The sequence below is a fragment of the Tardiphaga robiniae genome, assembly GCF_013359755.1.
Lineage (GTDB): Bacteria > Pseudomonadota > Alphaproteobacteria > Rhizobiales > Xanthobacteraceae > Tardiphaga > Tardiphaga robiniae.
The window spans coordinates 188,682-213,140 of sequence record NZ_JABMCJ010000071.1; the positions used below are offsets into that span (position 1 = coordinate 188,682).

Annotated in this window: 23 protein-coding genes; 8 read left to right on the forward strand and 15 right to left on the reverse strand. The window is 63.1% G+C overall.

Annotation, left to right across the window (positions count from 1 at the left end):
- The first annotated feature begins 175 nt into the window (after positions 1-175).
- Together HP556_RS05620 and HP556_RS05625 are read left to right on the forward strand one after the other, a co-directional pair.
- Positions 176-829 (forward strand): acriflavin resistance protein, encoded by a 654-nt coding sequence (locus tag HP556_RS05620; RefSeq protein ID WP_244628548.1) that lies wholly within the window; start codon positions 176-178, stop codon positions 827-829.
- 70 nt (positions 830-899) lie between these two features.
- Positions 900-1,751 carry a metallophosphoesterase family protein gene (locus HP556_RS05625; RefSeq protein WP_175366216.1) on the forward strand — a complete coding sequence of 284 codons (852 nt, stop codon included), beginning with the start codon at positions 900-902 and terminating at the stop codon, positions 1,749-1,751.
- 24 nt (positions 1,752-1,775) lie between these two features.
- On the opposite strand, the gene HP556_RS05630 is transcribed toward HP556_RS05625, so the two are convergent.
- From HP556_RS05630 to guaB, 3 genes are all read right to left on the reverse strand, one after another.
- Positions 1,776-2,798: an NADP-dependent oxidoreductase gene (locus tag HP556_RS05630; RefSeq protein WP_175366217.1), complete on the reverse strand. Its 1,023-nt coding sequence runs from the start codon at positions 2,796-2,798 to the stop codon at positions 1,776-1,778.
- 87 nt (positions 2,799-2,885) lie between these two features.
- Entirely contained in the window at positions 2,886-3,512 is a 627-nt protein-coding gene (locus HP556_RS05635) for a hypothetical protein (protein WP_089263866.1), read from the reverse strand.
- 246 nt (positions 3,513-3,758) lie between these two features.
- A complete protein-coding gene (gene guaB / locus HP556_RS05640; RefSeq protein ID WP_089263865.1) occupies positions 3,759-5,246 on the reverse strand; it encodes an IMP dehydrogenase in 1,488 nt (495 codons plus the stop codon).
- Between the two features lie 310 nt (positions 5,247-5,556).
- Between guaB and HP556_RS05645 the strand changes: the two genes are divergently transcribed.
- From HP556_RS05645 to HP556_RS05660, 4 genes are all read left to right on the forward strand, one after another.
- Positions 5,557-7,032: an MFS transporter gene (locus HP556_RS05645; RefSeq protein ID WP_175366218.1), complete on the forward strand. Its 1,476-nt coding sequence runs from the start codon at positions 5,557-5,559 to the stop codon at positions 7,030-7,032.
- Between the two features lie 3 nt (positions 7,033-7,035).
- On the forward strand, positions 7,036-7,299 hold the full coding sequence (locus HP556_RS05650; RefSeq protein WP_175366219.1) for a hypothetical protein: 264 nt from the start codon (positions 7,036-7,038) through the stop codon (positions 7,297-7,299).
- Between the two features lie 202 nt (positions 7,300-7,501).
- Positions 7,502-8,038: a TetR/AcrR family transcriptional regulator gene (locus HP556_RS05655; protein WP_231080403.1), complete on the forward strand. Its 537-nt coding sequence runs from the start codon at positions 7,502-7,504 to the stop codon at positions 8,036-8,038.
- 66 nt (positions 8,039-8,104) lie between these two features.
- The gene (locus HP556_RS05660) at positions 8,105-8,971 is read left to right on the forward strand and encodes a DMT family transporter (RefSeq protein WP_175366220.1); all 867 of its coding nucleotides are present in this window, start codon (positions 8,105-8,107) and stop codon (positions 8,969-8,971) included.
- A 21-nt stretch (positions 8,972-8,992) separates the two neighbouring features.
- On the opposite strand, the gene HP556_RS05665 is transcribed toward HP556_RS05660, so the two are convergent.
- Positions 8,993-9,703: an RlmE family RNA methyltransferase gene (locus HP556_RS05665; protein WP_068730972.1), complete on the reverse strand. Its 711-nt coding sequence runs from the start codon at positions 9,701-9,703 to the stop codon at positions 8,993-8,995.
- A gap of 90 nt (positions 9,704-9,793) precedes the next feature.
- Positions 9,794-10,858, reverse strand: coding sequence for a Ppx/GppA phosphatase family protein (locus HP556_RS05670; protein WP_175366221.1), 1,065 nt, complete (start codon positions 10,856-10,858; stop codon positions 9,794-9,796).
- A gap of 217 nt (positions 10,859-11,075) precedes the next feature.
- Between HP556_RS05670 and HP556_RS05675 the strand changes: the two genes are divergently transcribed.
- Positions 11,076-13,448, forward strand: a complete 2,373-nt coding sequence (locus HP556_RS05675) for a xanthine dehydrogenase family protein molybdopterin-binding subunit (RefSeq protein ID WP_175366222.1) — start codon at positions 11,076-11,078, stop codon at positions 13,446-13,448.
- 88 nt (positions 13,449-13,536) lie between these two features.
- Here HP556_RS05675 and HP556_RS05680 read toward each other — a convergent pair whose 3' ends face one another.
- The 10 genes from HP556_RS05680 to HP556_RS05725 form a co-directional block, all read right to left on the reverse strand.
- On the reverse strand, positions 13,537-13,917 hold the full coding sequence (locus tag HP556_RS05680; RefSeq protein ID WP_231080399.1) for a hypothetical protein: 381 nt from the start codon (positions 13,915-13,917) through the stop codon (positions 13,537-13,539).
- A 143-nt stretch (positions 13,918-14,060) separates the two neighbouring features.
- Positions 14,061-16,181 carry a sodium-translocating pyrophosphatase gene (locus HP556_RS05685; protein WP_120292179.1) on the reverse strand — a complete coding sequence of 707 codons (2,121 nt, stop codon included), beginning with the start codon at positions 16,179-16,181 and terminating at the stop codon, positions 14,061-14,063.
- Positions 16,182-16,589: 408 nt separating this feature from the next.
- Complete coding sequence (gene thiL / locus HP556_RS05690; protein WP_175366223.1) at positions 16,590-17,588, reverse strand: thiamine-phosphate kinase; 999 nt, start codon at positions 17,586-17,588, stop codon at positions 16,590-16,592.
- 2 nt (positions 17,589-17,590) lie between these two features.
- Complete coding sequence (gene nusB, locus HP556_RS05695; protein ID WP_093761462.1) at positions 17,591-18,133, reverse strand: transcription antitermination factor NusB; 543 nt, start codon at positions 18,131-18,133, stop codon at positions 17,591-17,593.
- 4 nt (positions 18,134-18,137) lie between these two features.
- Positions 18,138-18,629, reverse strand: a complete 492-nt coding sequence (gene ribH / locus HP556_RS05700) for a 6,7-dimethyl-8-ribityllumazine synthase (protein WP_175366224.1) — start codon at positions 18,627-18,629, stop codon at positions 18,138-18,140.
- 211 nt (positions 18,630-18,840) lie between these two features.
- Positions 18,841-19,455, reverse strand: a complete 615-nt coding sequence (locus tag HP556_RS05705) for a riboflavin synthase (RefSeq protein ID WP_175366225.1) — start codon at positions 19,453-19,455, stop codon at positions 18,841-18,843.
- The gene (ribD, locus tag HP556_RS05710; protein ID WP_175366226.1) at positions 19,455-20,609 is read right to left on the reverse strand and encodes a bifunctional diaminohydroxyphosphoribosylaminopyrimidine deaminase/5-amino-6-(5-phosphoribosylamino)uracil reductase RibD; all 1,155 of its coding nucleotides are present in this window, start codon (positions 20,607-20,609) and stop codon (positions 19,455-19,457) included. Before ribD ends, HP556_RS05705 begins: the two co-directional genes overlap by 1 nt.
- Positions 20,606-21,088: a transcriptional regulator NrdR gene (nrdR, locus tag HP556_RS05715; protein WP_068732542.1), complete on the reverse strand. Its 483-nt coding sequence runs from the start codon at positions 21,086-21,088 to the stop codon at positions 20,606-20,608. The genes ribD and nrdR overlap by 4 nt, the downstream gene beginning before the upstream one ends.
- Before the next feature lie 72 nt (positions 21,089-21,160).
- On the reverse strand, positions 21,161-22,462 hold the full coding sequence (glyA, locus tag HP556_RS05720) for a serine hydroxymethyltransferase (protein WP_175366227.1): 1,302 nt from the start codon (positions 22,460-22,462) through the stop codon (positions 21,161-21,163).
- 347 nt (positions 22,463-22,809) lie between these two features.
- Positions 22,810-23,436, reverse strand: coding sequence for a glutathione S-transferase family protein (locus HP556_RS05725; RefSeq protein ID WP_175366228.1), 627 nt, complete (start codon positions 23,434-23,436; stop codon positions 22,810-22,812).
- A 222-nt stretch (positions 23,437-23,658) separates the two neighbouring features.
- Here HP556_RS05725 and HP556_RS05730 point away from each other — a divergent pair, with 222 nt between their 5' ends.
- Complete coding sequence (locus HP556_RS05730) at positions 23,659-24,027, forward strand: nuclear transport factor 2 family protein (RefSeq protein WP_175366229.1); 369 nt, start codon at positions 23,659-23,661, stop codon at positions 24,025-24,027.
- The last annotated feature ends 432 nt before the right edge of the window (positions 24,028-24,459 follow it).

Genomic DNA, 24,459 nt, shown 5'->3' on the forward strand with positions numbered 1-24,459 from the left:
GGCACCCCGCTCGCGCTACAGACCCGCCCCTTGGAACATGACGATTAACCGGCCCAAGAGTTCCATACGAGTTCCATGCCGGCTCCATCACGGGTTCCATTGAACCGGCTGGGCCGCCCTCGACACCCATTTGCAGGCGCTGCCCGGCGGCGCGCCACCCTCAAGAGTTCTGCCCGTGAGCCCTGCCATGGCCTATCTCGATGAGCTCTTTGCGATGCTGACGCCCGGCGACCCGGACAGCTGGGCCGGCCTCATGATGTCCACCCTGGCTGGCGCCGCCGCAGCGCTCGCGGTGGCCATCCTGCTGAATCTCTATTTCCGAGCCCGGTATCGCTCGGTCCATGACGTGGTCCACCACGGCGTCGCGGCGCTGGCCGTGCTGGGCCTCCTGGCCTTCGCCGCCACCGACATGCGCCACACGGCACTGGGCTATCTCGGCATCAATCCGACCAGACCCGCCGTCGAATTCGAAATCCGCCTGCCCGACGCGGTCGCGGCGAAGATCATCGCGGAAGCCACGCAGATCGAATTGCATACCGACCGCAACCAGGCCCTCGCCGCCATCAGCGAAGGCCCGACTTTCACGAACAAGGGCGAGAGCATTCTCAGGGGTACGGTGCCGCTGAAATTTCGCACCGCGCAGCGAGTGATGATCGTGAATGTGCCCGGCGAAGCACCGCTGATCTTCAAACTGCGTCTGGCCGCAAGCCCGAGCCACTCGACTGAATTCAGCCCGTGGCATCTGGTCGATCAGGTGATCGCCTCAGCCCGTGCAGGCAAGACGGCCCGCGCCAACGACGGCTATGCAATCAGATATCGCGTGATCTAACCTTTCGGTCGCCCGAGCCATCTGACTGACATCCGAGATGGCTACACTCCCCGCCAGAGGAGTTCCAGCCATGTCCGAATTCCGCCTGATCCAGATCACCGATACGCATCTTAGCGCGGGCTTTCCGCAATTCGTCGCAAATTTCCAGCGCGTCTGCGCGTTCATCGACGCGGCAAAGCCAGACCTCGTCATCAATAGCGGCGACCTTGCCTTCGATGGCCCGGGCCACCCCGATGACCTCGCCTTCGCCAGGTCACAGCATGACGCCCTTCCCGTCGCCTGCCGCTATCTGCCGGGCAATCACGACATCGGCGACAATCCGACTCTGGTCGCCCCGCCGCCAAGCCAGCTGATTTCCGAGCAGAACCGGCAGGCATTCGTGTCGGTCTTTGGACACGACCACTGGCGCTTCAACGCGGCCGGCTGGTGCTTCATCGGCCTGAATTCGTTGATCATGAATAGCGGGCTCGCCTACGAAGAGGAGCAGTTCGACTGGCTCGCCTCGCAACTGGCGGGCCTGAACGGACGGCCGCTGGCGCTGTTCATCCACAAGCCGCTATTTCTGAATGCCCCGGACGATCCGGAACTGGCCGCAACGTCGATCCGCTATGTCCCGATGCCGGCGCGCCGTCGTCTCATCGATCTGCTTGACCCTGTCGATCTGCGGCTCGTCGCCTGTGGTCATGTGCACCAGCGGCGCGACTACATATGGCGCGGCGTCAGGCACATCTGGGCGCCCTCAAGTAGTTTCATCATTGGTCCGGAGGACAGGCAGGAGACGATCGGCGTCAAGGAAGTCGGGCTTGTGGAATACAGTTTCCAGCCCGACGGCTTTGAAGTTCGCCACCGCCGCGCGCCGGGCCAGACCGACATCGATCTGTTCACCGTCATCAATGCGGACGGCACGGTGCGCCCGCAGTGATGACAGCCTGAAGGCGTATTCGCCTTACGCTTTGTCGGCGCCGACGCGCACCAGCTGCTTGCCGAAATTCGCGCCCTTCAGCAGCCCCATGAAGGCTGTCGGCGCATTGTCGAGACCTTCGGTGACGTGCTCCTTGTACTTCACCTTGCCCTCGCGCACCCATTGCGACATGTCGCGCAGGAAGTCGCCATGCATCGATGCGAAGTCGCGCACGATGAAGCCGCGGAAGTTGAGGCGCTTGGTGAGCACGTTGCGCATCATCGCGCCGGCCCATTTCGGCGCCTCCGACGTCGTATCGTTGTATTGTGCGATCAATCCGCAAACCGGAATGCGCGCGAAGAAGTTCAGCAGCGGAAACACCGCCTCGAACACAGCGCCGCCGACATTTTCGAAATACACGTCGATGCCGCCCGGGCATGCAGCCTTCAGCTTCGCCGGAAAATCCGGATCGCGATGATCGAGGCATTCGTCGAAGCCGAGCTCCTCCTTCACATAACGGCACTTGTCAGCACCGCCCGCGATACCGATGGCACGTGCGCCCTTGATCTTCGCAATCTGGCCGACCGCAGAGCCGACCGCGCCGGAGGCTGCGGCAACGACCACTGTCTCGCCGGCCTGCGGATTTCCAATGGCAAGCAGGCCCGTATAGGCGGTCATGCCCGGCATGCCGAGAATGCCGACGGCCGTCGAGATCGGTGCCAGCTTCGGATCGAGTTTGCGCAGGCCTTTGCCGTCGGAGATCGCATGGGTCTGCCAGCCGGCATGGGCGAGCACGATATCGCCCTTGGCAAAACCCGGATTGTTCGAGGCGATCACCTCGCACACGGTGCCGCCTTCCATCACGCCATCCACTGGCACCGGCGCGGCATAGGACGGGCCGTCATTCATGCGGCCGCGCATATAGGGATCGAGCGACAGCCAGATCGTGCGCAGCAGCACTTCGCCCTCACCCGGCGTCGGCACCGCATAATCCTCGATACGGAAATTCGATGGGCCGGGCTCACCGTGTGGGCGCGATGCGAGAACGACGCGTTTGGCTGCTGACATGGGACTTCTCCGTTTCTCTTTCTTGATCGCAAAAAAATGCGGCGCGCGATGATCGCGCGCCGCATTCAAAACGTAAACCGGCAAATATCAGGCAGTGATCTTCGCCAGCACCTTGTCGAATGCTGCAGCTGCGCTGTCGAGATCCTTGAAGGACAGACCGCCGTCGGCCGACTGCTTCTGCGCCGCCGTTGCCGTCGGACGGATTTCAGCCACGGGCTTGCCGCCGTCGAGCATCGTCAGCGGTGCGATCACCTGAAATTCATGCGCCTCGATCGGCTGATCCTTCAGCAGGAACACGCTGAGCGACGCGATATCCGTGCCGCGGCGATAGGAGATGTAGCGATCCACTGCAACCGAGCCGTCGCGCTGCATGCCGCCGAGCTTGGCATGGCCATCGGAGCCGAGCAGCTTGTGCGCCTTGAAGCCCTTCACGCCTTCGGACTTCGCCTTGGCGGTCGCTTCGGAGAGATCGTATTTCTCGGCCATCGCCTTGCCGACGGTTGCGAGCTCCGCCGACATGTCATGCTCGAACTGCTTGGCCTCGCTGCGCGGCTGGCCGATCCTGCGCGGCTTGTCGGCGTTACGCTTGGCGAGCTCGGTGGTGCAAAGCTCGACCAGCGCCGTGACCTCGCGGCGTGTGGCGTTCTCACGCAGGTTTTTCAGTTGCGCGGTGTCGAGAGCCGCAATGCGTTCGTCCGTCCATTCAATGGCCATAGTATCCAACGTTCTTTTCTGCGGGTGTTACTTCGACGCGTGACGAGGTCATTGTCGAAAATGAGCATCACAACGCGACACGGAGCCAACCTCCGCGGCCGGGTTCGTCCGGCCCTGGAAATCCATATCGGGACATCCATAGCCGACAGCGCACGTGACGCGCGAACAATAGCGCGTTTTCGCCGATCTGTGGGGCTCAATTTAGGCAGCGATGCCTATGCGGCACCGCAATAGTGCCCGGTATAGTTAAGCTCCGCCCGGATAGTTCGGGCTTTCGCGGGTAATCGTCACGTCATGCACGTGACTTTCACGCAGTCCGGCACTGGTGATGCGGACGAATTCCGCCTTGTCGTGGAATTCGGTCAGCGTCTTGGCACCGACATAGCCCATGGCGGCGCGCAGGCCACCGGCGAGCTGATGCATCACATTGGCCACCGGGCCCTTATAGGGCACCTGGCCCTCGATGCCTTCCGGCACCAGCTTGAGCGTGTCCTTGATGTCCTGCTGGAAGTAGCGATCCGCCGAGCCGCGGGCCATGGCGCCAACCGAACCCATGCCGCGATAGGCCTTGTAGGAACGGCCCTGCCACAGGAACACTTCGCCGGGGGTCTCGTCGGTGCCCGCAAGCAGCGAGCCGACCATGGCGATGTCAGCGCCGGCAGCGAGCGCCTTGGCGAGATCGCCCGAGAATTTGATGCCGCCGTCGGCAATGATCGGAATGTTGTGCTTCTTCGCGGCTTCCACCGCATCCATGATCGCAGTGAGCTGCGGCACGCCGACGCCGGCGACGATGCGTGTGGTGCAGATCGAGCCCGGGCCGATGCCGACCTTGATCGCATCCGCACCTGCATCGATCAGCGCCTGCGCGCCTTCGGTGGTGGCGATGTTGCCGGCGATCACCTGCACGGAGTTCGAAATCTTCTTGATGCGCGTCACGGCTTCCAGCACGCGCATGGAATGACCATGCGCGGTGTCGACAACAACGACATCGACGCCCGCATCGATCAGACGTTCGGTGCGCTCGAAACCACCCTCGCCCACAGTGGTTGCGGCAGCTACACGCAGACGGCCCTGCGCGTCCTTGCTGGCAAGGGGATGCGCGACGGCCTTGTCCATGTCCTTCACGGTGATCAGGCCGACGCAGCGATACTGATCGTCGACGACCAGCAGCTTCTCGATGCGATGCTTGTGCAGCATGCGCTTGGCTTCATCCTGGCTGACGCCTTCGCGCACGGTCACGAGATTCTCGTGCGTCATCAGTTCGGAAATTTTCTGGTTCGGATTGCTGGCGAAGCGCACGTCGCGATTGGTGAGAATGCCGACCAGCTTGCCGGGGACGTCCTTGCTCGCACCGGTGACGACGGGAATGCCGGAGAAGCCGTGCTCACTCATCAGCGCCAGCGCTTCGGCCAGCTTGGCATCGGGGCCGATGGTGAGCGGATTTACCACCATGCCGGATTCGTACTTCTTGACCTGCCGGACCTGCGCGGCCTGGCCCTCCGGATCGAAGTTGCGGTGGATCACGCCGAGACCGCCGGCCTGCGCCATGGCGATCGCCATGCGGGCCTCGGTGACGGTATCCATCGCCGATGCGATGATCGGAATATTGAGCGGAATGGCACGGGTGGCGTGGGAGCGGATATCGGCGTCGGAAGGCAGGATGTCCGACAGGCCGGGCTTCAGCAGAACGTCATCGAACGTGTACGCTTCGCGGATCTTCTGAACGACTGCCATTGCCAACTCCATGCGGCGACCTCGGGATCGCGGTAGAAACCTCTGGATGCACCAATTCGACGGCGGCGCAGGACACCGTCGTCGAATCTGAACCCATAAGTAGGATTGGCGGTGGTCGATAGCATGCTGCTGCGCGAAATCAAAGCGTTTGGCTGCCATGCACAGGGATTTTAAGCGTTTTCGGCCTTCAGCCGGGCGGGTGCAGTCACGGATGATTTAGGAGGTATTCGGCCTCTCGCAATAGCCCACGCCCCGGCAGGATGTTAAAGCGCCCGCAGCTTGGGCACTCGTAAGAATCATCAATAATTTCATGAATAAAGAACGCCTGATCCCGCTCATCGTCGCCTCCGCTTTGTTCATGGAAAACATGGACTCCACGGTGATCGCGACCTCACTGCCGGCCATCGCCGCCGATATCGGTACCAGCCCGCTGACGTTAAAGCTGGCGATCACCTCCTACCTGCTCTCGCTCGCGGTGTTCATTCCGGCCTCCGGCTGGACCGCCGACCGGTTCGGCGCACGCGCCGTGTTCTCCATCGCCATCGGCGTGTTCATGATCGGCTCGATCGGCTGCGCGCTGTCACAATCGGTCACCCATTTCGTCATCGCCCGTATCATCCAGGGCCTCGGCGGCGCCATGATGACGCCGGTGGGACGCCTCGTGCTGCTGCGCTCCATCGACAAGAGCTCGCTCGTCAGTGCCATGGCCTGGATGACGGTGCCAGCGCTGATCGGCCCGGTGATCGGACCGCCGCTGGGCGGTTTCATCACCACCTACTTCTCGTGGCACTGGATCTTCCTGATCAATATCCCGATCGGCTGCCTCGGCATCTATCTGGCGTTGCGCTTCATCGATCCGATCCGCTCGGAGGATCCGGAGCGCTTCGATCTGCTGGGTCTGGTGCTGGCCGGCGTCGGCCTCGCCGGCATCGCCTTCGGCCTATCGGTCGCGGGCCTCAATCTGCTGCCATGGCCGATCGTCGCCGCACTGGTCGGCATCGGCACGGTGTCGATGACCCTCTACGTGATCCATGCCCGGCGCACCGCGTCCCCGGTGCTGGACTTCTCGCTGATGCGGCTGGTGACCTTGCGCGCCGCCATCATCGGCGGCTTCCTGTTCCGGCTTGGCATCGGCGCATTGCCGTTCCTGCTGCCGCTGTTGATGCAGGTCGGCTTCGGCCTGTCGCCGTTCCAGTCGGGCATGGTGACCTTCGGCTCGGCGGTGGGCGCCATGGGCATGAAGACATTGGCGGCGCGCATCATCCGCGCCTTCGGCTTCCGCAATGTGATGACCGTCAACGCCGTGGTGAGTTCGGTATTCCTTGCCGCCTGTGCGCTGTTCACGGTGACCACGCCGCTGATGCTGATCCTGATTATCCTGGTGGTCGGCGGCTTCTTCCGCTCGCTCGAATTCACCGCGATCAACACGGTTGCCTATGCCGAAGTGGAGACAGCACAGATGAGCCGCGCTACCACGCTGGTCAGCGTCAACCAGCAGCTGTCGATCTCCGCCGGCGTCGCGATCGGTGCATTCTCTGTGGAATCCACCATGCTGATGCGCGGCATGACCGAATTGTCGGCCGCCGATTTTGCACCGGCCTTCCTCGTGGTGTCCGTGATCTCGGCAGCCTCGGCCTGGTTCTTCTGGCAGATGCCGGACGACGCCGGCCACGAAATCTCCGGCCGCAAGGTGATCGATATCGCCAGCCGCAAGGGCGAGGCAAAAGCCGCCGTCAAGGCGGCCAGCGAAGGCACCGCAGATGCAAGGGATCAGAAGCTGGGGTGAGTTGTGACGCGCTCGCAATGGGCCATCGGCATCGCGACGATCGTCCTCACGATCATCGCCGGCGTCATGTCGTTCGAATATGTGAACAGGCGATTTCCGCCCGCGCCCGCGCCCGTTGAGCAGGTGACCGCGCAGGACGCCAAAGCGCAGACCGATCCGGCTGCCGCTAAAACACCGCCGGCCTGCGTCGAGCGTGATGGATCCTGGCGAAACTGGTCATGGCCGAACGTGCCGATGCTGTCGCCGAAGTGCGAGAGCGGGAAGTAAATCATCCGACCGTAAGATGACGAGAGCCGACAGATCGCTCAAAGCGCGCCCTGTCACAAACTCCCCCTCCCATCACCTTAAGCTGTCATTTGCAATTAATGACCAATCGGTCCATATATCACCAATGGAACATCATTCCCCTGTGCGGTTGCCGCGCGGCCGCCCCCGAGGTTTCGACACGGAAGCTGCTATCGAGCGCGCCATGAACGTGTTCTGGTCGCGCGGCTATCATGCCACGGCGCTTCCGGACCTTCTTCAAGCGACGAACCTCTCGCGTGGCAGTCTCTACGCCGCCTTCGGTGACAAGCGCGGACTCTTCCTGCGTGCGCTCGATCGCTACATTGCCGACGCCCTGCTACGAATCGACATCGAACTCGACCCGCGTGGCGCGCCAGTCGCTGGCCTACGGGCCTACCTTGCTGGTTACGTCGATCGGACGAGTGGCGCCAATGGTCGCCGCGGATGCCTGCTGGTCGCGACAGCCATGGAGTTGGGTGGCCGCGACCCGGAAGTCGATCGCCGCATCGGCGGCTTTTTCAAAGCTATGGAGACCAAAGTAGCCAATGCGCTGTCGCGCGCGAAGGCCGCAGGCGAGTTGGCTCATGGTGTCGAGCCCGCAAGCGCGGCGCGACTGCTGGTCTGCTTCGTCGAGGGGCTGCGTGTCGTAGGTAAAACACGTCCGACACGAAGCACATCGCAAGCCACCGTTGACGCTCTTCTCGAACGCTTCATCAGGTAACGCGTCAAGGCGTGGCTGGTTGAGCGCACCTATATCTGGACCGAACAGTCTTGAATGGAAAGTGTCATGTCGCTCATCCAGATTGTCTGCGCGGTGATGGTACCCTTGCTTTGGGGTTATCAGTTCGTGGTCATCAAGGTGGGCATTGTGGAATTTCCGCCGCTTTTCTTCCTTGGCCTGCGCTTTCTGGCTATGGCATTGCTGCTCGTTCCGTTCGTCAAAAAGCCTGCACGTCAGGAACTCAGCCCTGTCGCCGCGATCTCGGTCTTTCTTGGTGGGCTGAACTTCGGCCTCTTCTATGTCGGCCTCGCGCTCGGCTCCGGAAGTGTTTCGGCCGTCGCATATCAACTCGCCACGCCCTTCACCATCCTCTTGGCTTGGCCGCTGCTCGCGGAGAGACCGTCTCTCATAACGTCTAGTGGGGTGTTGCTGGCATTTCTCGGCGTGGTCGTGCTTGCAGTGGGGCCTGGTCTGTCTGCAAACGCTATTCCGATTCTGCTGGTGGTCGGGGCAGCACTCGCCTTCGCGGTCGCCAACGTCTTAACGAAGCGGCACGGACCCTTTGACCCCTTGATGTTGACGGGGTGGTCCTCTCTTTTCACGGTGCCACAGGTGATGCTGATGTCGTTTGTCCTTGAAGATGGACAATTGACGTCCCTCGTCACGGCGGATGAACGTGGTTGGCTCGCGCTCGCCTACACCGTTTTCATCGGAGGAATTGTTGGATTTAGCCTTTGGTTCTGGCTCATCGCTCGCTGCACCATGGGCCGCGTGGCGCCATTCGGTTTGCTTCTTCCGGTCTTTGCCCTGATTTCAAGCGTGCTGTTCCTTGACGAGCATATCACTCCAACATTGATTGTCGGGGCGCTGCTCGCCATCTCCGGTGTTGCCATCACACAAGTGAGATCGAGCGCTCCACCAAATCGAACTTAGAGTCGCGTATGCGCTCACGACCTAGTTGTCGTGCTCACCGAGCCGGTGATCACCTGCCACGCCGCGAAAACCCATGGCCAGCACATAGCGCTCCGACGAGTCCTTGCGGCTCGCGGCCGGCTTCACATGCTTCACCGTCGCGAAGTCGCGCTTCAGCTGGGTCATCAGCGTGGCGTCGGCGCCGCTCTGGAACACCTTGGCGACGAAGGTGCCGCCGGGCTTGAGCACGTCGGCGGCGAAGGCTGCCGCGTCCTCGACGAGACCGACGATGCGCAGCTGATCTGTCTTGCGGTGACCGGTGGTGTTGGCCGCCATGTCGGACATCACCACATCGGCGAGCCCGCCCATCATCGCCTTCAATCTGTCGGGCGCATCATTGTCGAGAAAGTCCATCTGGGCGAAAGTCACGCCGACGATCTCCGGCATTTCCAGGAGATCGATGGCCACCACTTGCCCCTTGCCCTCGGCCGAGCCGACGCGCCGCGCCGCGATCTGGCTCCAGCCGCCAGGCGCAGCGCCGAGATCGACCACGGACAGGCCGGGCTTCAAGAAGCGGTACTTGTCGTCGATTTCGATGATCTTGTAGGCCGCGCGCGAGCGCAGGCCATCCTTCTTGGCCTGTTGCACATAGGGGTCATTGAGCTGGCGGTCGAGCCAGAGCTTCGACGACAGTTTCATTCTGCCGGCGCTCTTGACCTGGATCCGCAGGCGTCCGGTGGTGTCTTTGGCCATGGTCTCGTGCTTGCTTTCAGCTATTCGCGTTTCCCTTAGCACGGCATGGCGGGAAACCCGAATATTCGCTCTGAATCGGGGAAATCGGGCTCAGGAGGCGCGGATCGCGCCATCCTCGCGCATCATTTCCACCAGCATGCCCTCGCGCAGCCCCCGATCCGCCACACGCAGCCGCGGCAGCGGGAACGCATTGCGGATGGCGTCCAGAATGGCACAGCCACACAGCACCAGATCGGCACGGTCGGGGCCGATACACTGGTTGGCGGCGCGTTCCGCGTAGGTCATGTCGAGCAGCCTGGCGATGGTCTCGTCGAGCTCGGCATTGCTGAGCCAGATGCCGTCGATGCGGCGGCGATCGTAGCGCGCCAGCCCCTGATAGACGCCGGCCAGCGTGGTCACTGTGCCCGAGGTGCCGAGCATATGCATGCCGTCGAGATCGCCGGCATGTTCGGCGGCGAACGGCGCCACGTGTCTGGCGACCTCCGCAATCATCTGCGTGTAGCTGTCCCGGGTCACATGCTTGCCGCCGAATTTCTCGGCCAGCGTCACCACGCCGAGCGGGATCGACATCCACGCCTTGATCAGCGGTTTGCCGTTGGGATCATGGGGATCACGCTCGATGCGCACCAGTTCCGACGAGCCGCCGCCGATATCGAACAGGATGGCACCGCGGCCCTGCGGATCGATCAGCGGCGAGCAGCCAATCACAGCCAGCGCCGCTTCGGTCTCGCGATCGATGATCTCCAGCGTGATGCCGGTTTCGCGCGCCACCTGGTCGAGAAACGCGTCCGAATTCGAGGCCGCGCGGCAGGCCTCGGTTGCGATCAGCCGCAGCCGCTGTGCGTCCCGCGCGCGGATCTTGTCGCGGCAGATGCTGAGAGCCGAGATCGCGCGGGCAATCGCGGCGTCGCTGATCACGCCGGATGTCGAGACGCCCTCGCCCAGCCGGATGATCCGTGAAAACGAATCGACCACGCGAAAACTGTCGCCCGTAGGACAGGCGATCAGGAGACGGCAATTATTGGTTCCGAGATCGAGCGCGGCATAGGTGTTGGCGCATGCGGCTTCGCGCCCGCCGTCGGCCAATGCCGCAACCAATCCCTGCACACCCTCGCCCGGCCCATGGCCGCCGCGAAGCCGCGTGTCATCATCCATTCAATCTGTCTTTCCGCGACCGTTCCGGCCCGCGTGGAAACCTTCTTGGAAATATCTTTCACGGAAAGTTTAGCAGGGCACAGGATCAGCGCAACCTTGGCGCACCCCCATGCCCAATCGTCCGTTGTCGTACAGGTCACGCTGCCTTATCTCAGGGACTTACAGGGGCGCGCCCCCGCGCCAAATCCTGGAATCATCCACATTTGATGGATTCATCATGCAAGATTTTACCGGCTCGCCCGTCGATAACGCCATCGCCATGCAGAAATACGGGGTCGGCCAGCCTGTCCGCCGTAAGGAGGACGACACCCTCGTCCGCGGCAAAGGCAAATATACCGACGACATCAACCTGCCCGGCCAGCTCTATGCCTGGATCGTCCGCAGTCCCCATGCCCATGGCGTGATCCGCGGCATCGATTCCGAGGCTGCTAGGGCGATGCCGGGTGTCCGCGGCGTCTGGACCGGCCGGGATCTCGAAGCCGCCAATTACGGCCCCTTCACCTGCGGCCTGCCGCTCAAGAGCCAGGACGGCACCCCGCTGTTCCAGACCAACCGCCATGCATTGATGACCGACAAGGTGCGCTATGTCGGCGACCCCGTTGCCTTCGTGGTGGCTGAAACAGTCGCGCAGGCCCGCGATGCCGCCGAAGCCGTCGTCCTCGACATCGACGCCCTGCCCGCCGTCACCGATTGCGAGGCCGCAACGAAGCCCGGCGCGCCTGTTCTCTACGACCACATCCCGAACAATGTCGCGCTCGACTATCACTATGGCGACACCGCCGCCGTCGAGGCGGCATTCGCCTCTGCCGCCCATGTCACCAAGCTCGACATCGAGAACACCCGCGTCGCCGTGGTGTCCATGGAGCCGCGCTGCGCGCTGGCGACCTTTGAGAAATCCGGCGGCCGCTACGTGATCCAGGTGCCGACCCAGGGCGTCGCCGGCAATCGCAATACGCTGGCCAAGCAGCTCAACGTCGCGCCCGACAAGGTCCGCATCCTCACCGGCAATGTCGGCGGATCGTTCGGCATGAAGAACATCAGCTATCCCGAATATATCTGTCTGCTGCATGCCGCGAAGGAACTGGGCAAGCCCGTGAAGTGGCTCGACGAGCGCTCCTCCAGCTTCCTGTCCGACAGCCAGGGCCGCGCGCAGGATATCCATGCCGAACTCGCCCTCGACAAGGACGGCAAGTTTCTCGCGGTGCGCCTGAATGGCTACGGCAATCTCGGCGCCTATATCACCGGCGTGTCGCCAAGCCCGCTGTCGCTCAACACCGGCAAGAATCTCGCCAGCGTCTACAAGACGCCGCTGCTGTCGGTGGATATCAAATGCGTGCTCACCAACACCACGCTGATGGGCGCCTATCGCGGCGCCGGGCGCCCCGAAGCAAACTACTTCATGGAGCGGCTGATCGACCGCGCTGCCGATGAGATGGGCATCGATCGCTTCACGCTGCGCAAGCGCAACTTCATCAAGCCGTCGCAACTGCCCTTCGCGGCCGCCTCAGGCGTCACCTATGACAGCGGCGATTTCCAGGGCGTGTTCGACAAGGCGCTGGCAATTTCCGATCACGCCGGCTTCGCCAAGCGCAAGAAAGATAGCCGCAAGAACGGCAAGCTCCGCGGCATTGCCGTCGGCTCCTATCTCGAAGTCACCGCGCCGCCGTCAGGCGAACTCGGCAAACTGACCTTCGGCGATGACGGCACCGTGACGCTGACCACCGGCACGCTGGATTACGGCCAGGGTCACGCCACGCCCTTCGCACAGGTCTTGTCGGCACAGCTCGGCGTGCCGTTCGAGGCCATCCGGCTCGAGCAGAACGACAGCGACCTCGTGCGCATGGGTAATGGCACTGGCGGCTCGCGTTCGATTACCGCATCGGGCCAGGCCATCGTCGAGGCCTCGGATCTCGTCATTGCCAAGGGCAAGGCTGCCGCCGCACATCTGATGGAAGCATCCGAAGCTGATATCGAGTTCAAGGCCGGCCGCTTCACCATTGCCGGCACTGACCGCTCCATCGACATCATGGAACTGTCGCAGCGTGTGCGCGAGGGCAAGATGCCGGACGGCGTACCCTCCTCGCTCGATGTCGACCACACCTCATCGGACGTGCCCTCGACATTCCCGAACGGCTGTCATGTCGCCGAAGTCGAGATCGATCCCGACACCGGTGTGCTGACCATCGTCAATTACGCGGCGGTCAACGACTTCGGCACCATCGTCAATCCAATGATCGTCGCCGGCCAGTTGCATGGCGGCGTGGCCCAGGGCATCGGCCAGGCGCTGATGGAGAAAGTCAGCTATGACGCGTCGGGCCAGCCGATCACCGGCTCGTTCATGGACTACGCGATGCCCCGCGCCGGCGACATTCCGCTGATGCTGGTCGGCGATCATCCCTCGCCGGCGACGACCAACCCGCTGGGCACCAAGGGCTGCGGCGAAGCCGGTTGCGCGGGCTCGCTCTGCACCATCGTCAATGCGGTGGTCGATGCGCTCAGTGACTACGGCGTCACGCATATCGACATGCCGCTGACCTCCGAGCGCATCTGGCGCGCCATCCAGGACGGCAAGCAGAGCAAGGCGGCGTAAGCCCGACCAACTCAACAAAAAGCCCCGCGATCACATCGCGGGGCTTTTCTGTGTCATCTACGCTGACGCGCGGTGGCCGGCAGGCCCCCTAGCTCTTCGTCCCGTATTTCCGCGCGAAATCCCGCCCGGAGCGCGCGATGCAGATCGCGGCCTGACTCTGATACATCGAGCCCTCGTTCTTCTCTGCGATCTTATCGCATTTCGCACGCGCCTTTTCATAGGCGGCCTTGGTCGCGGGGAGCGCCTTGGGGAGAAAGCGCGGTTCACATTTCGACAGCACGATGCTGGAGAATGCATTATCACCGGACGAACCAAGCTGGCAGAGTTCGAGAATCCGGTATGCGCCTTCGCAGCTGAACTCGGTCTTCATCGCGGCGATGATCGCCTGGTGGAGACCGCCGGCTTTCGAGATCGCAGCCTCGGAGACCGGGCATTGCTCGGCGGCCGAGGCCGGTGCGCTGCAGGCCACAAACAGTCCGATGGCTACGAGACTATGACGAAAACGAACCCGACCATGGGGCAACGGCTGCATGTGGTCCTACCTGATCAAACGAACAACGAAAAATCCCGCGGCTTGCGCCGCGGGATTTTTGCATTCGTGCTCTCGGCCGTCTAGTGCGCCAGGATCGCCAGCAACAACAGCGCCACGATGTTGGTGATCTTGATCATCGGGTTCACCGCGGGGCCCGCCGTGTCCTTGTAGGGATCGCCGACGGTGTCGCCGGTCACCGCGGCCTTGTGGGCGTCGGAGCCCTTGCCGCCGAAATGACCGTCCTCGATATACTTCTTGGCATTGTCCCAGGCACCGCCGCCCGAGGTCATCGAGATCGCCACGAACAGACCCGTGACGATCACGCCGAGCAGCATGGCGCCGACCGCCGAGAATGCCGCCGACTTGCCGACTGCGCCACCACCGGCGATGGCGTAGATGATGAAGTAGACGACGATCGGTGACAGCACCGGGAGCAGCGACGGGATGATCATTTCCTTGATCGCTGCCTTGGTCAGCAGATCCACCGCGCGGCCGTAATCCGGCTTGTCGGTGCCCTGCATGATGCCCGGCTTCTCGCGGAACTGACGACGCACTTCCTCGACGATGGCGCTGGCTGCACGGCCCACCGCCGTCATGCCCATCGCACCGAACAGGTAGGGCAGCAGACCGCCGAACAGCAGGCCGACCACCACATACGGATTGGTCAGCGAGAAGTCCGGCAGCACATCCTTGAAGTACGGATACTTCGCGGCATTGGCGATGAAAAATTTGAGGTCTTCATTGTAAGCCGCGAACAGCACCAGTGCGCCGAGGCCAGCCGAGCCGATGGCATAGCCCTTGGTGACCGCCTTGGTGGTGTTGCCGACCGCGTCGAGCGCGTCGGTGGCCTTGCGGACTTCCTTCGGCAATCCGGCCATTTCGGCAATGCCGCCGGCATTGTCGGTGACTGGACCGAAGGCGTCGAGCGCTACGATCATGCCGGCCAGCGCCAGCATCGTCGTAGTGGCAATCGCGATACCGAACAGACCCGCGAGGCTGTAGGTGACGAGAATGCCGGCGATGATGACGATCGCCGGGCCCGCCGTCGACTCCATCGAGATCGCCAGACCCTGGATCACATTGGTGCCGTGACCGGTGACCGACGACTGCGCGATGGACTTCACCGGCCGATAGTCGGTGCCGGTGTAGTATTCGGTGATCACGATGATCAGCGCCGTGACGACGAGGCCGGCGACGCCGCATTCGAACAGCGCCAGACCCGTATACTTCACGCCGGCCAGCGGACCGAAACCGATCAGCCAGTAGATCACGGCGGCAACGCCAAACAGTGACAACACGCCGGTGGCGATCAGGCCCTTATACAGCGCGCCCATGATCGACTGGCTGGCACCGAGCTTGACGAAGAACGTGCCGGCAATCGAGGTCAGGATGCAGATGCCGCCAATGGCGAGCGGCAGCGTCATCATGTTGACCAGCAATGGCGAGCTCGCGAAGAAGATCGCCGCCAGAACCATGGTGGCGACCGCGGTCACCGCATAGGTCTCGAACAAGTCGGCGGCCATGCCGGCGCAGTCGCCGACATTGTCGCCCACATTGTCGGCGATCGTTGCAGGATTGCGCGGATCGTCTTCGGGAATCCCGGCTTCGACCTTGCCGACGAGATCGCCGCCGACGTCAGCGCCCTTGGTGAAGATGCCGCCGCCGAGACGCGCGAAGATCGAAATCAGCGACGCGCCGAAGCCGAGCGCCACCAGCGCATCGATGACAGTGCGGCTGTTGGCAGCGAGGCCGAGGGCGTGCGTGAGATAGGCGAAGTAGATGGTGACGCCGAGCAGTGCCAGACCCGCCACCAGCATGCCGGTGATGGCACCGGCCTTGAAGGCGAGTTCGAGGCCGCCGGCCAGCGAGATCGTCGCCGCCTGCGCGGTGCGGACATTGGCACGCACCGACACGTTCATGCCGATGAAGCCGGCTGCGCCCGACAGCACGGCGCCGATCAGGAAGCCGAAGGCAACGAGCATGCCGAGGAAGTAAGCCAGCAGCGCGAAGATCACGACGCCGACGATGCCGATGGTGAGATATTGTCGCTTCAGATAGGCCTGTGCGCCCTCTCGCACGGCCTCTGCAATTTCCTGCATCCGTGCGTTACCCGCATCGGCCTTCAACACAGAACTCGTCGCCCAGATCGCGTAAACGATCGACAGTGCCCCGCAGAGCACGATCACCCACAATGCTGTCATGGAATCTGCCTCAGTCCTTCCTGCCCGGCGCCTTGTTAGTTGGCGCATAAAAAGGAGGCCTGCCCAGCACGTGAGGACGGCCTCTCGTTTGATGAGCATGGCAAAATCGGTATCGGCGTGCAACGCTGCCAATGGGCTAATGCAGGATTTTTGGAGGGGCTCTTAACCTCTCCCCGTTCTGCACGGGGAGAGGTCGATCCGGCGTAGCGCAGCGAAGCCGGGTCGGGTGAGGGGCATGGCAGCGGCCCCTCCCCTGGTCGGCAGCTTCGGATCGTTCCGAACCAGCAACAGCATTACTTGGTCAAACTGCGTGCCCCGCCCCTCACCCGCGCGCAAGCTGCGCGCGACCTCTCCCCGCGCAAGATGCGGGGAGAGGTTAGACCCGCGCTTTTTGACGTGTAGAGCTAGTCAGAAGTGGCTGTAGGACAGGCGCTTCAACACGATGTCCCTGCCCGCCTGGTCGACGAAGCGCGGCGATGACGCACCTGCAACAATCGTCCCGATAACCGCGACCCGCACGCCCGCCTGGTGCGTGGCCTGCACGAAACCGGTCGTGCGATTCTCAGGAATGGTGCAGAGGACTTCGTAATCGTCGCCGCCGGCAACGACCGTTTCGAGACCGATCACACCGCGATCCAGCAGTGCTGCCACCGGATCCGACAGCGGAATAGCCGATGCATCGATGACGGCGGACACCCCCGAAACGGCACAGAGCTTGGCGAGATCACCGGCCAATCCGTCGGAGACATCCATCGACGCCGTCGCGAAATCGCGCACCGCCGATGCCAGCGCGTTGCGTGGCTGCGGCACGCGATAGCGTGCCACGAGCGCGTCACGCGCGTTGCTGTCACCGGCCAGCGCCGTCGCGACCGCGCCGCCTTTCAGCGCCGCAAGGCCAAGCGCGGCATCACCGATCGTGCCACTCACGACCACGCGGTCCCCCACCGCCGCGCCGTGACGCCGGACCATCTTGCCCACCGGAACGCGTCCGAAGGCGGTGACTGAGACCATCAGCGGTCCCGGCGTCGAGACCGTATCGCCGCCGAGCAATGCGCAGCCGAATGTTGCGATGTCTTCGCCGAGACCGCGCGCGAATTCCGCCAGCCACGCCTCATCATGTGTCCGCAGCGCCAGCGTCAGCACAAAGCCAGCCGGCACTGCGCCCTTGGCGGCGAGGTCTGACAGGTTCACCCGCAGCGCCTTGCGCGCGATGGTGTCCGGGGGATCGTCGGCGAGAAAGTGCACGCCTTCGACGATGGCGTCGGTGTTGACGACGATGTCCTCGCCGTCGGCCTTGAGCACCGCGGCGTCGTCGGTCAGCCCGAACGCACCGGGATCAGTCGCAAGCGGCTTGAAGTAGCGCGCGATCAGGGTGTCTTCGCCGGATGCGTTGGACCCGGCTGACATGGTCAGTGTCCTGCGCGCGAAAACTCTTCCGCGCGAAACTGCCGGGCGATCTGATCGAGCACCGCATTGACCATGCCGGTCTCGTCGCCTTCGACGAAGGCATGCGCGACGTCGACATATTCCGACACCACGACACGGCCGGGAATGTCCTTGCGGTGTTCCAGCTCATAGGCGCCGGCGCGCATCACCGCGCGCAGGATCGCCTCGATCCGCTGCAGCGGCCAGCCTCTGGAGAGCGCGTCGTCGATCAGCGGATCGAGCTTGTTCTGGTCGCGCACCACGCCGGACACGATGTCGCGGAAGAACGCCTCCTCGGCGGGGAGATACTGGTCACCCTCGATCTCGCTGCCGAGCCAGAAGCTCTCAAACTCGGCGAAGACGTCGTTGATGCCCGCGCCGCCGACATCCATCTGATATAGCGCCTGCACGGCGGCGAGACGCGCGGCGCCGCGCCGGTTAGCCTTGCGATCACCCTTGGGGACCGGCTTCTTGAGGTCGGCTTTCTTGTCGGACGATTTCTTGTCAGCCGTTTTCTTCTCAGACATCGGCTCAAGCCTTCGCCAGACGGCGCTTGATGCGCAGCACGGACAGTGCCGCACGGGCCGCATCGCCGCCCTTGTTCAACTCGCCGGCGCGCGCGCGCGCCCAGGCCTGCTCGTCGGTATCCACCGTGATGATCCCGTTGCCGAGGGGCAGCCGCAGATCGACGGACAGAGCCATCAGCCCGCGCGACGACTCCATCGAGACGATCTCAAAATGGAACGTCTCGCCACGTACCACACAGCCGAGCGCGATTGCCGCTTCATAAGGCTTGCCGCTTTTCGCGGCAGCATCGACCGCAATCGCGATGGTCGAAGGAATTTCCAGCGCACCGGGCACCGTCAACACGTCATGGGTGACGCCGGCTGCCTTCAGCTCAACGATCGCGCCTTCCAGCAGTGCATCCTGAATGTCGTCATAGAACCGCGCCTCGACGATCAGGACGCGCGCGCCCGTGATGTCGGTCTGGTCCTGCAAATGAGCGCGTCGCGCGTCTGCCATATCTCAACCTGTTAAAAACGTTGAACATCTCCAAGAATGAAGATTGTCAACAACGCGTGTTTGTAGTCGTCGCGGGCAGTGAAGCCAAGGGCAATACTTGGCAATTTAGCGCCGTCACGCCCGGCGCATGCCGGGTATCCACGTCTTGGCCGAGCACGAAGACGTGGATGGCCGGGACAAGCCCGGCCATGACGGCCGAGAGGTCGGAGCCTTAAACCGGCATTTCCGTCAGCCGCGCCGCATAGCGGGCCATCAGGTCGACCTCGATATTGACCTCGCTGCCTTCATTCCACGCCTTGCCCAGCGTGGTGACGCTCAGCGTGTGCGGAATGATCAACACGGCGAACTGCACGTCATCGACGGTATTCACCGTCAGCGACACGCCATCCAGCGTGATGGAGCCCTTGGTGGCGATGAACCGCGCCAGTTCACGCGCGGTGCGGAAGGTAATCCGCGCCATGTCCGGCAGGTTCTCGCGCGATACGATGGTGGCGATGCCGTCAGCATGGCCGGCGACGATATGGCCGCCAAGCTCGTCGCCGATCTTCAGCGCGCGTTCGAGATTGAGGCGGGTGCCCAGCTTCCAGTGCTTCGCCGTGGTCATGCCCAGCGTCTCGGCGGCAGCGTCAACGTCGAACCAGGTTTTGCCGTTGGCCACGCCGGAGCCGACCACTGTGAGGCAGACGCCATTGCAGGCAATCGAGGCGCCATCGGCGATGGTGGTCTGATCGTAATCGCAGAGAATGCGCAGCCGGTGCAGCTGGCCCTGTGCGATTTGCTGCAGGCTCTCGATCTCGCCGATGTCAGTGACAATGCCGGTGAACATTAGCTTCTTTCGTAGATGGTCAGAGTATCTTTCTCGATCGTCTCGCTAGCACGCTGCACGAAGCCCGGCGACCCGGTGATCGCCGATAGCGGCAATGCATCCAGCGCGGCGATGCCACCCTCGCCGATCTCCTTCGGCCCGCGAAACAGCCAGACCTCGTCGACCAGTCCCGCCGTCACGAAAGACGCCGCGACTCTCGATCCGCCTTCCACCAGCAGCTTCGTAATGCCCTTCTCCGACAAGCTATGCAGCACGGCGAGCAAATCTAGCCCCGGCGGCGGCGCGGTCGTGGTCGGCACGCGCAGCACCTGCGTGCCGGCCGCGCCCAGCGCCATCGCGGCGGGCGCTTCCGACAGGCTGGAGGTCATCACCCACAGCGGCGTCGTACGCGCCGAATGCACCAATCTGCTGTTACCGGAAATGCGCAGCGCACGGTCGAGCACCACGCGCACCGGCGAGCGCTTCATCATGCCCGGCAAGCGACAGGTCAGTTCAGGATCGTCAGCGATGACGGTGCCCATGCCGACCAGCACGGCGTCGCATTGCGCCCGCAAGAGATGCACGCGCGATCGCACCATCTCGCCGGTGACGGCGACAGGCTTGTGACCGGCTGCCGCGATTTTGTCGTCCGGCGACACCGCGAGCTTCAGCACGACGTGCGGGCGCTTGTCGCGCACGCGGCGGAAATGTCCGGCGTGATCGCGTGCGGCCTGTTCGGCGCAGAGCCCGACATCGACCCTGATGCCCGCCGCCCGCAGCCGTGCATGGCCCTGCCCCGCCACGTCCGGGTTGGGATCTTCAATCGCCGCGACGACGCGCGCGATGCCCGCAGCGACGATCGCATCCGCGCAAGGCGGCGACTTGCCGAAATGCGAGCATGGCTCCAGCGTCACATAGAGCGTGGCACCGCGTGCGGCCTCGCCGGCCTGCGCAAGTGCGACAGGCTCGGCATGGGGACGGCCGCCGGGCTGCGTCCAGCCGCGGCCAATAATAACACCATCCTTCACGATGACCGCGCCGACCGCGGGATTGGGCCATGTCCGGCCCTGCCCGCGCCGGCCAAGCGTCAGCGCCAGCTGCATGAAGCGCAGGTCGGTTGCTTTCGCCTCTTGGGATTTTTGCGCGTATTGATCTTCCAGGATACGGAAGATCATTTTCGGACGACCACCGGCCGGCCGTCGTCGTCGGCATGCAATTCGCCGAGCACCGCCTCGAAGTCCTTGGCCTCGCGAAAATTGCGATAGACCGAGGCGAAGCGCACATAGGCGACGTCATCGAGCCCGCGCAGATGCTCCATCACGATCTCGCCGATGGTCTCCGACGAAATCTCCGCCTCGCCGCCGCTTTCCAGCTCGCGCACGATGGCCGACACCATGGTCTCGACGCGCTCCGGATCGACCGGGCGCTTGCGCAGGCTGATCGACAGCGAGCGGACCAGCTTGTCGCGGTCGAACGGCACGCGGCGGCCATTGCGCTTGATCACCGTGAGTTCGCGCAGTTGCACGCGCTCGAAGGTGGTGAAGCGGAAGTTGCAGGTGACGCAGACGCGCCGCCTGCGGATCACGGCGGAATCTTCCGCGGGACGCGAGTCCTTCACCTGCGTATCGAGGCTATTGCAGTTCGGACAGCGCATTCCAGAGAACCTTCCAGACACTCGTTCCTGCGCGACCTTCTGACCGCGCAGGTCTCCGCCTCGTAGCAGGCCTTACTGATAGATCGGGAAACGATCCGTCAGCGCCTTGACCTTCTCCTTCACGGCCGCTTCGACCAGCGGCGCACTGCCGTCGCCGGACTGCGCCACCGCGCTCAGCACTTCGGCAATCATCTCGCCGGTTGCCTTGAATTCGGCAATGCCGAAACCGCGCGTGGTGGCGGCGGGCGTGCCGAGACGGATGCCCGAGGTGATCCACGGCTTTTCCGGATCGAACGGCACGCCGTTCTTGTTGCAGGTGATGCCGGCGCGGACCAGTGCCTTCTCCGAGACGTTGCCCTTCAGGCCCTTCGGCCTGAGGTCGACGAGCATCAGGTGGTTATCGGTGCCGCCCGAGACAATGTCGTAGCCCTGCGCACGAAGCGTTTCGGCCAGCGCCTTGGCATTCTCGACAACGTTCTTGGCATAGACCTTGAAGTCCGGCTGCAGCGCTTCCTTGAAGGCCACGGCTTTCGCCGCGATGACATGCATCAGCGGGCCGCCCTGCAGACCCGGGAAGATCGCCGAGTTCAGCTTCTTGTGCAGCGCCTCATCATTGGTGAGGATCAAACCGCCGCGCGGACCGCGCAGCGACTTGTGCGTGGTCGTCGTGGTGACATGGGCATGCGGCACCGGCGAGGCATGGACGCCACCGGCGACGAGGCCGGCAAAGTGGGCCATGTCGACGAGCAGATACGCGCCGACGCTGTCGGCGATCTCGCGGAAGCGCTTGAAGTCCCACGACCGCGAATAGGCCGAGCCGCCGGCGATGATCAGCTTCGGCTTCACCTCCTCGGCCTGCTTGGCGATCGCATCCATATCGAGGATCTGGTCGTCCTTGCGCACGGTGTAGTGCACCGGCTTGAACCACTTGCCGGACATGTTGACGGGCGAGCCGTGGGTGAGATGGCCGCCGGCCGCGAGGTCGAGACCCATGAAGGTATCGCCCGGCTGCAGCAGCGCCAGGAACACCGCCTGGTTCATCTGGCTGCCGGAATTCGGCTGCACATTGGCGAACTGGGCGCCAAACAGCTTCTTGGCGCGTTCGATGGCGAGGTTCTCGGCGATATCGACGAATTCGCAGCCGCCATAATAGCGCGCGCCCGGATAGCCCTCGGCATATTTATTGGTCATCACCGAGCCCTGCGCTTCCATCACCGCCTTGCTGACGATGTTTTCCGACGCGATCAGCTCGATCTCGTGACGCTGGCGACCGAGTTCACCCTTGATCGCCTCGGCAATCTCGGGATCGGCCTGAGCAAGCGTGGCGGAGAAGAACGAGTCGGGCGCGGAGCCGGTTTTGGCCGAAGTGGTCATAGGGCAATATCTCCACCGCCGCGGCCTTCTTTCGGCGTGCGGACGGTCACGAGTGGCGATCAGGAAACGGTGCCCCGAATACCATATCTGGCTGGCGGGGCCAAGGTTTTGCGCCTCAGGGCGCGATATTTAGGCAGCGGGGTAAATGCGGCGATTGCACATGCCGATCGGTACTCTCACTGTCATTCCGGGGCGAGATCTCAGCGAAGCTGAGAGCTCGAGCCCGGAATCCCGACATGTTCAGCGCAAAACAGCTCGGGATTCCGGGCTCGGGTTCGCCGCCTTCGGCGCCGCTCCCGCCCCGGAATGACGAGTGTGGAGCCAGCGCGTCCAAGACCCCAATCGCCCTATTTCGCCAGCCGGTATACCCCGCCCTTCTCGATACTGCGCTGGAACGCCGGGCGGGCATGCATCCGGCCGATCCAGGCGGCCAGATCGGGATAGGCCTTGAGCCGGTCGAAGCTGCCGGCAACCTCGGCCACGAAACTCATCTGGATATCCGCGCCGGTCAGGCTGTCGCCAACGAAGAACGCGCGGCCCTGCAGCGCGCGGTCGGCATGACCGAGATGCCGGGCTATCTCGCTGTCGACCCGCGGCTGCAGCGGCGCGCCGGCCTCCTTCAGGCGGGACACGTAGAGATTGAGCATCAGCGGCAACATCGCCGAGCCCTCGGCATAATGCAGCCATTCGAGATAGGCCTCGTACTCAGCGCTGCCTTCCATGGGCCGCATTGCGCCCTTGCCGTAGCGGCGGATGACGTAGTCGACGACGGCTGCGGATTCCGCGATGGTCACATCGCCGTCGACGATGACCGGCGACTTGCCGAGCGGATGCACAGCCTCCAATTCCGGCGGCGCCAGCCGCGTCTGCGCATCGCGCTGATAGGTTGTCAGATCATAGGGTGCGCCGAGTTCTTCCAGCAGCCAGATGATCCGCTGCGAGCGGGAGTCGTTGAGATGATGAAGCGTGAGCATGGGCGTGTCCTTGTGTTGTCCCTGGCCCGATCTGTAGACCGTCGGCGTGAGAGAAGTCTTCGAGGATTATCGCGCGGAAACAGCGAACAAGAAAATCTTCGCGAGCTTTTCCATGCTAATTTGCCGGTAAGGCGACTGTCTGTCGTTGTGGAGAGGTTCGGCTCTCCTTCCCCTCTGCACCAAGCCAAGCCGCCAACCTGAGGCCTATCGCAGGAGGTTGAGATGGACGATGTACGGGCCGCCCTGGAGCGTCATTGGACTGCATCGGATGCGAACGATTTCGATATCGAACATGACATCTACCATGAGGATGCGATGCTTTATTATCCCCAATCGGGAGAACGCATCCGCGGTCGGCACAACATTCAGATGAGCCGACTTGTCCAGCCAAATGAGAAACGTTTTACGGTTCGGCGGATTATCGGCAATGGCGAATTATGGGTCACCGAATTCATCCTGACCTATGACGGTATACCATCCTACGCGGTGAGCATCATGGAGTTCCGCGAAGGACGGGTGGCCAACGAAACGCAGTATTTCGCCGATCGGTTTGAACCTGCAGTCTCGCGCGCGCATCTTGTCGAGCGATAGTTCGAGTAGCAGAACCGCGACGACAGTGCTTCGATGAGCACATATGCGATGAGCGCATCGCGTCCCGCTCGTCATTCCGGCGCGCGACTAGCGCTTGCCGGACGCCACACTTGTCATTCCCCGGCAAACCAATTGGTTCGCCGGGGAATGACAGTGTGGGGCGGCAAGACAGCACCCAAACATTTTTTCCTATTCCTCATTGACTGCATCCCTAACTTGATTATATTCCCCTCCGTCCTGCCCCACCGAGAGGGGCGATCGCGATCGTCACGTTCGCGGGGTGGGATGCGGTGGACGCCGGAGATGCGGCGTCGCGCGGTTCATGGGGGAACGTCTGTCTTCGGGCAGGACGGATCTGCGCCAGCACTGCCACTGGCAAGGAGACGGCCGACCTTCGGATGGACAAACCCCTGGACAGTGTGACGGACGACC

Excerpts from the sequence above, each read along its gene's own strand:
- HP556_RS05625 (WP_175366216.1), top strand. The coding sequence starts at position 900 with ATGTCCGAATTCCGCCTGATCCAGATCACCGATACGCATCTTAGCGCG.
- HP556_RS05630 (WP_175366217.1), bottom strand. The coding sequence starts at position 2,798 with ATGTCAGCAGCCAAACGCGTCGTTCTCGCATCGCGCCCACACGGTGAG.
- HP556_RS05635 (WP_089263866.1), bottom strand. The coding sequence starts at position 3,512 with ATGGCCATTGAATGGACGGACGAACGCATTGCGGCTCTCGACACCGCG.
- guaB (WP_089263865.1), bottom strand. The coding sequence starts at position 5,246 with ATGGCAGTCGTTCAGAAGATCCGCGAAGCGTACACGTTCGATGACGTT.
- HP556_RS05645 (WP_175366218.1), top strand. The coding sequence starts at position 5,557 with ATGAATAAAGAACGCCTGATCCCGCTCATCGTCGCCTCCGCTTTGTTC.
- HP556_RS05655 (WP_231080403.1), top strand. The coding sequence starts at position 7,502 with ATGAACGTGTTCTGGTCGCGCGGCTATCATGCCACGGCGCTTCCGGAC.
- HP556_RS05660 (WP_175366220.1), top strand. The coding sequence starts at position 8,105 with ATGTCGCTCATCCAGATTGTCTGCGCGGTGATGGTACCCTTGCTTTGG.
- HP556_RS05665 (WP_068730972.1), bottom strand. The coding sequence starts at position 9,703 with ATGGCCAAAGACACCACCGGACGCCTGCGGATCCAGGTCAAGAGCGCC.
- HP556_RS05670 (WP_175366221.1), bottom strand. The coding sequence starts at position 10,858 with ATGGATGATGACACGCGGCTTCGCGGCGGCCATGGGCCGGGCGAGGGT.
- HP556_RS05675 (WP_175366222.1), top strand. The coding sequence starts at position 11,076 with ATGCAAGATTTTACCGGCTCGCCCGTCGATAACGCCATCGCCATGCAG.
- HP556_RS05685 (WP_120292179.1), bottom strand. The coding sequence starts at position 16,181 with ATGACAGCATTGTGGGTGATCGTGCTCTGCGGGGCACTGTCGATCGTT.
- thiL (WP_175366223.1), bottom strand. The coding sequence starts at position 17,588 with ATGTCAGCCGGGTCCAACGCATCCGGCGAAGACACCCTGATCGCGCGC.
- nusB (WP_093761462.1), bottom strand. The coding sequence starts at position 18,133 with ATGTCTGAGAAGAAAACGGCTGACAAGAAATCGTCCGACAAGAAAGCC.
- ribH (WP_175366224.1), bottom strand. The coding sequence starts at position 18,629 with ATGGCAGACGCGCGACGCGCTCATTTGCAGGACCAGACCGACATCACG.
- HP556_RS05705 (WP_175366225.1), bottom strand. The coding sequence starts at position 19,455 with ATGTTCACCGGCATTGTCACTGACATCGGCGAGATCGAGAGCCTGCAG.
- ribD (WP_175366226.1), bottom strand. The coding sequence starts at position 20,609 with ATGATCTTCCGTATCCTGGAAGATCAATACGCGCAAAAATCCCAAGAG.
- nrdR (WP_068732542.1), bottom strand. The coding sequence starts at position 21,088 with ATGCGCTGTCCGAACTGCAATAGCCTCGATACGCAGGTGAAGGACTCG.
- glyA (WP_175366227.1), bottom strand. The coding sequence starts at position 22,462 with ATGACCACTTCGGCCAAAACCGGCTCCGCGCCCGACTCGTTCTTCTCC.
- HP556_RS05725 (WP_175366228.1), bottom strand. The coding sequence starts at position 23,436 with ATGCTCACGCTTCATCATCTCAACGACTCCCGCTCGCAGCGGATCATC.
- HP556_RS05730 (WP_175366229.1), top strand. The coding sequence starts at position 23,659 with ATGGACGATGTACGGGCCGCCCTGGAGCGTCATTGGACTGCATCGGAT.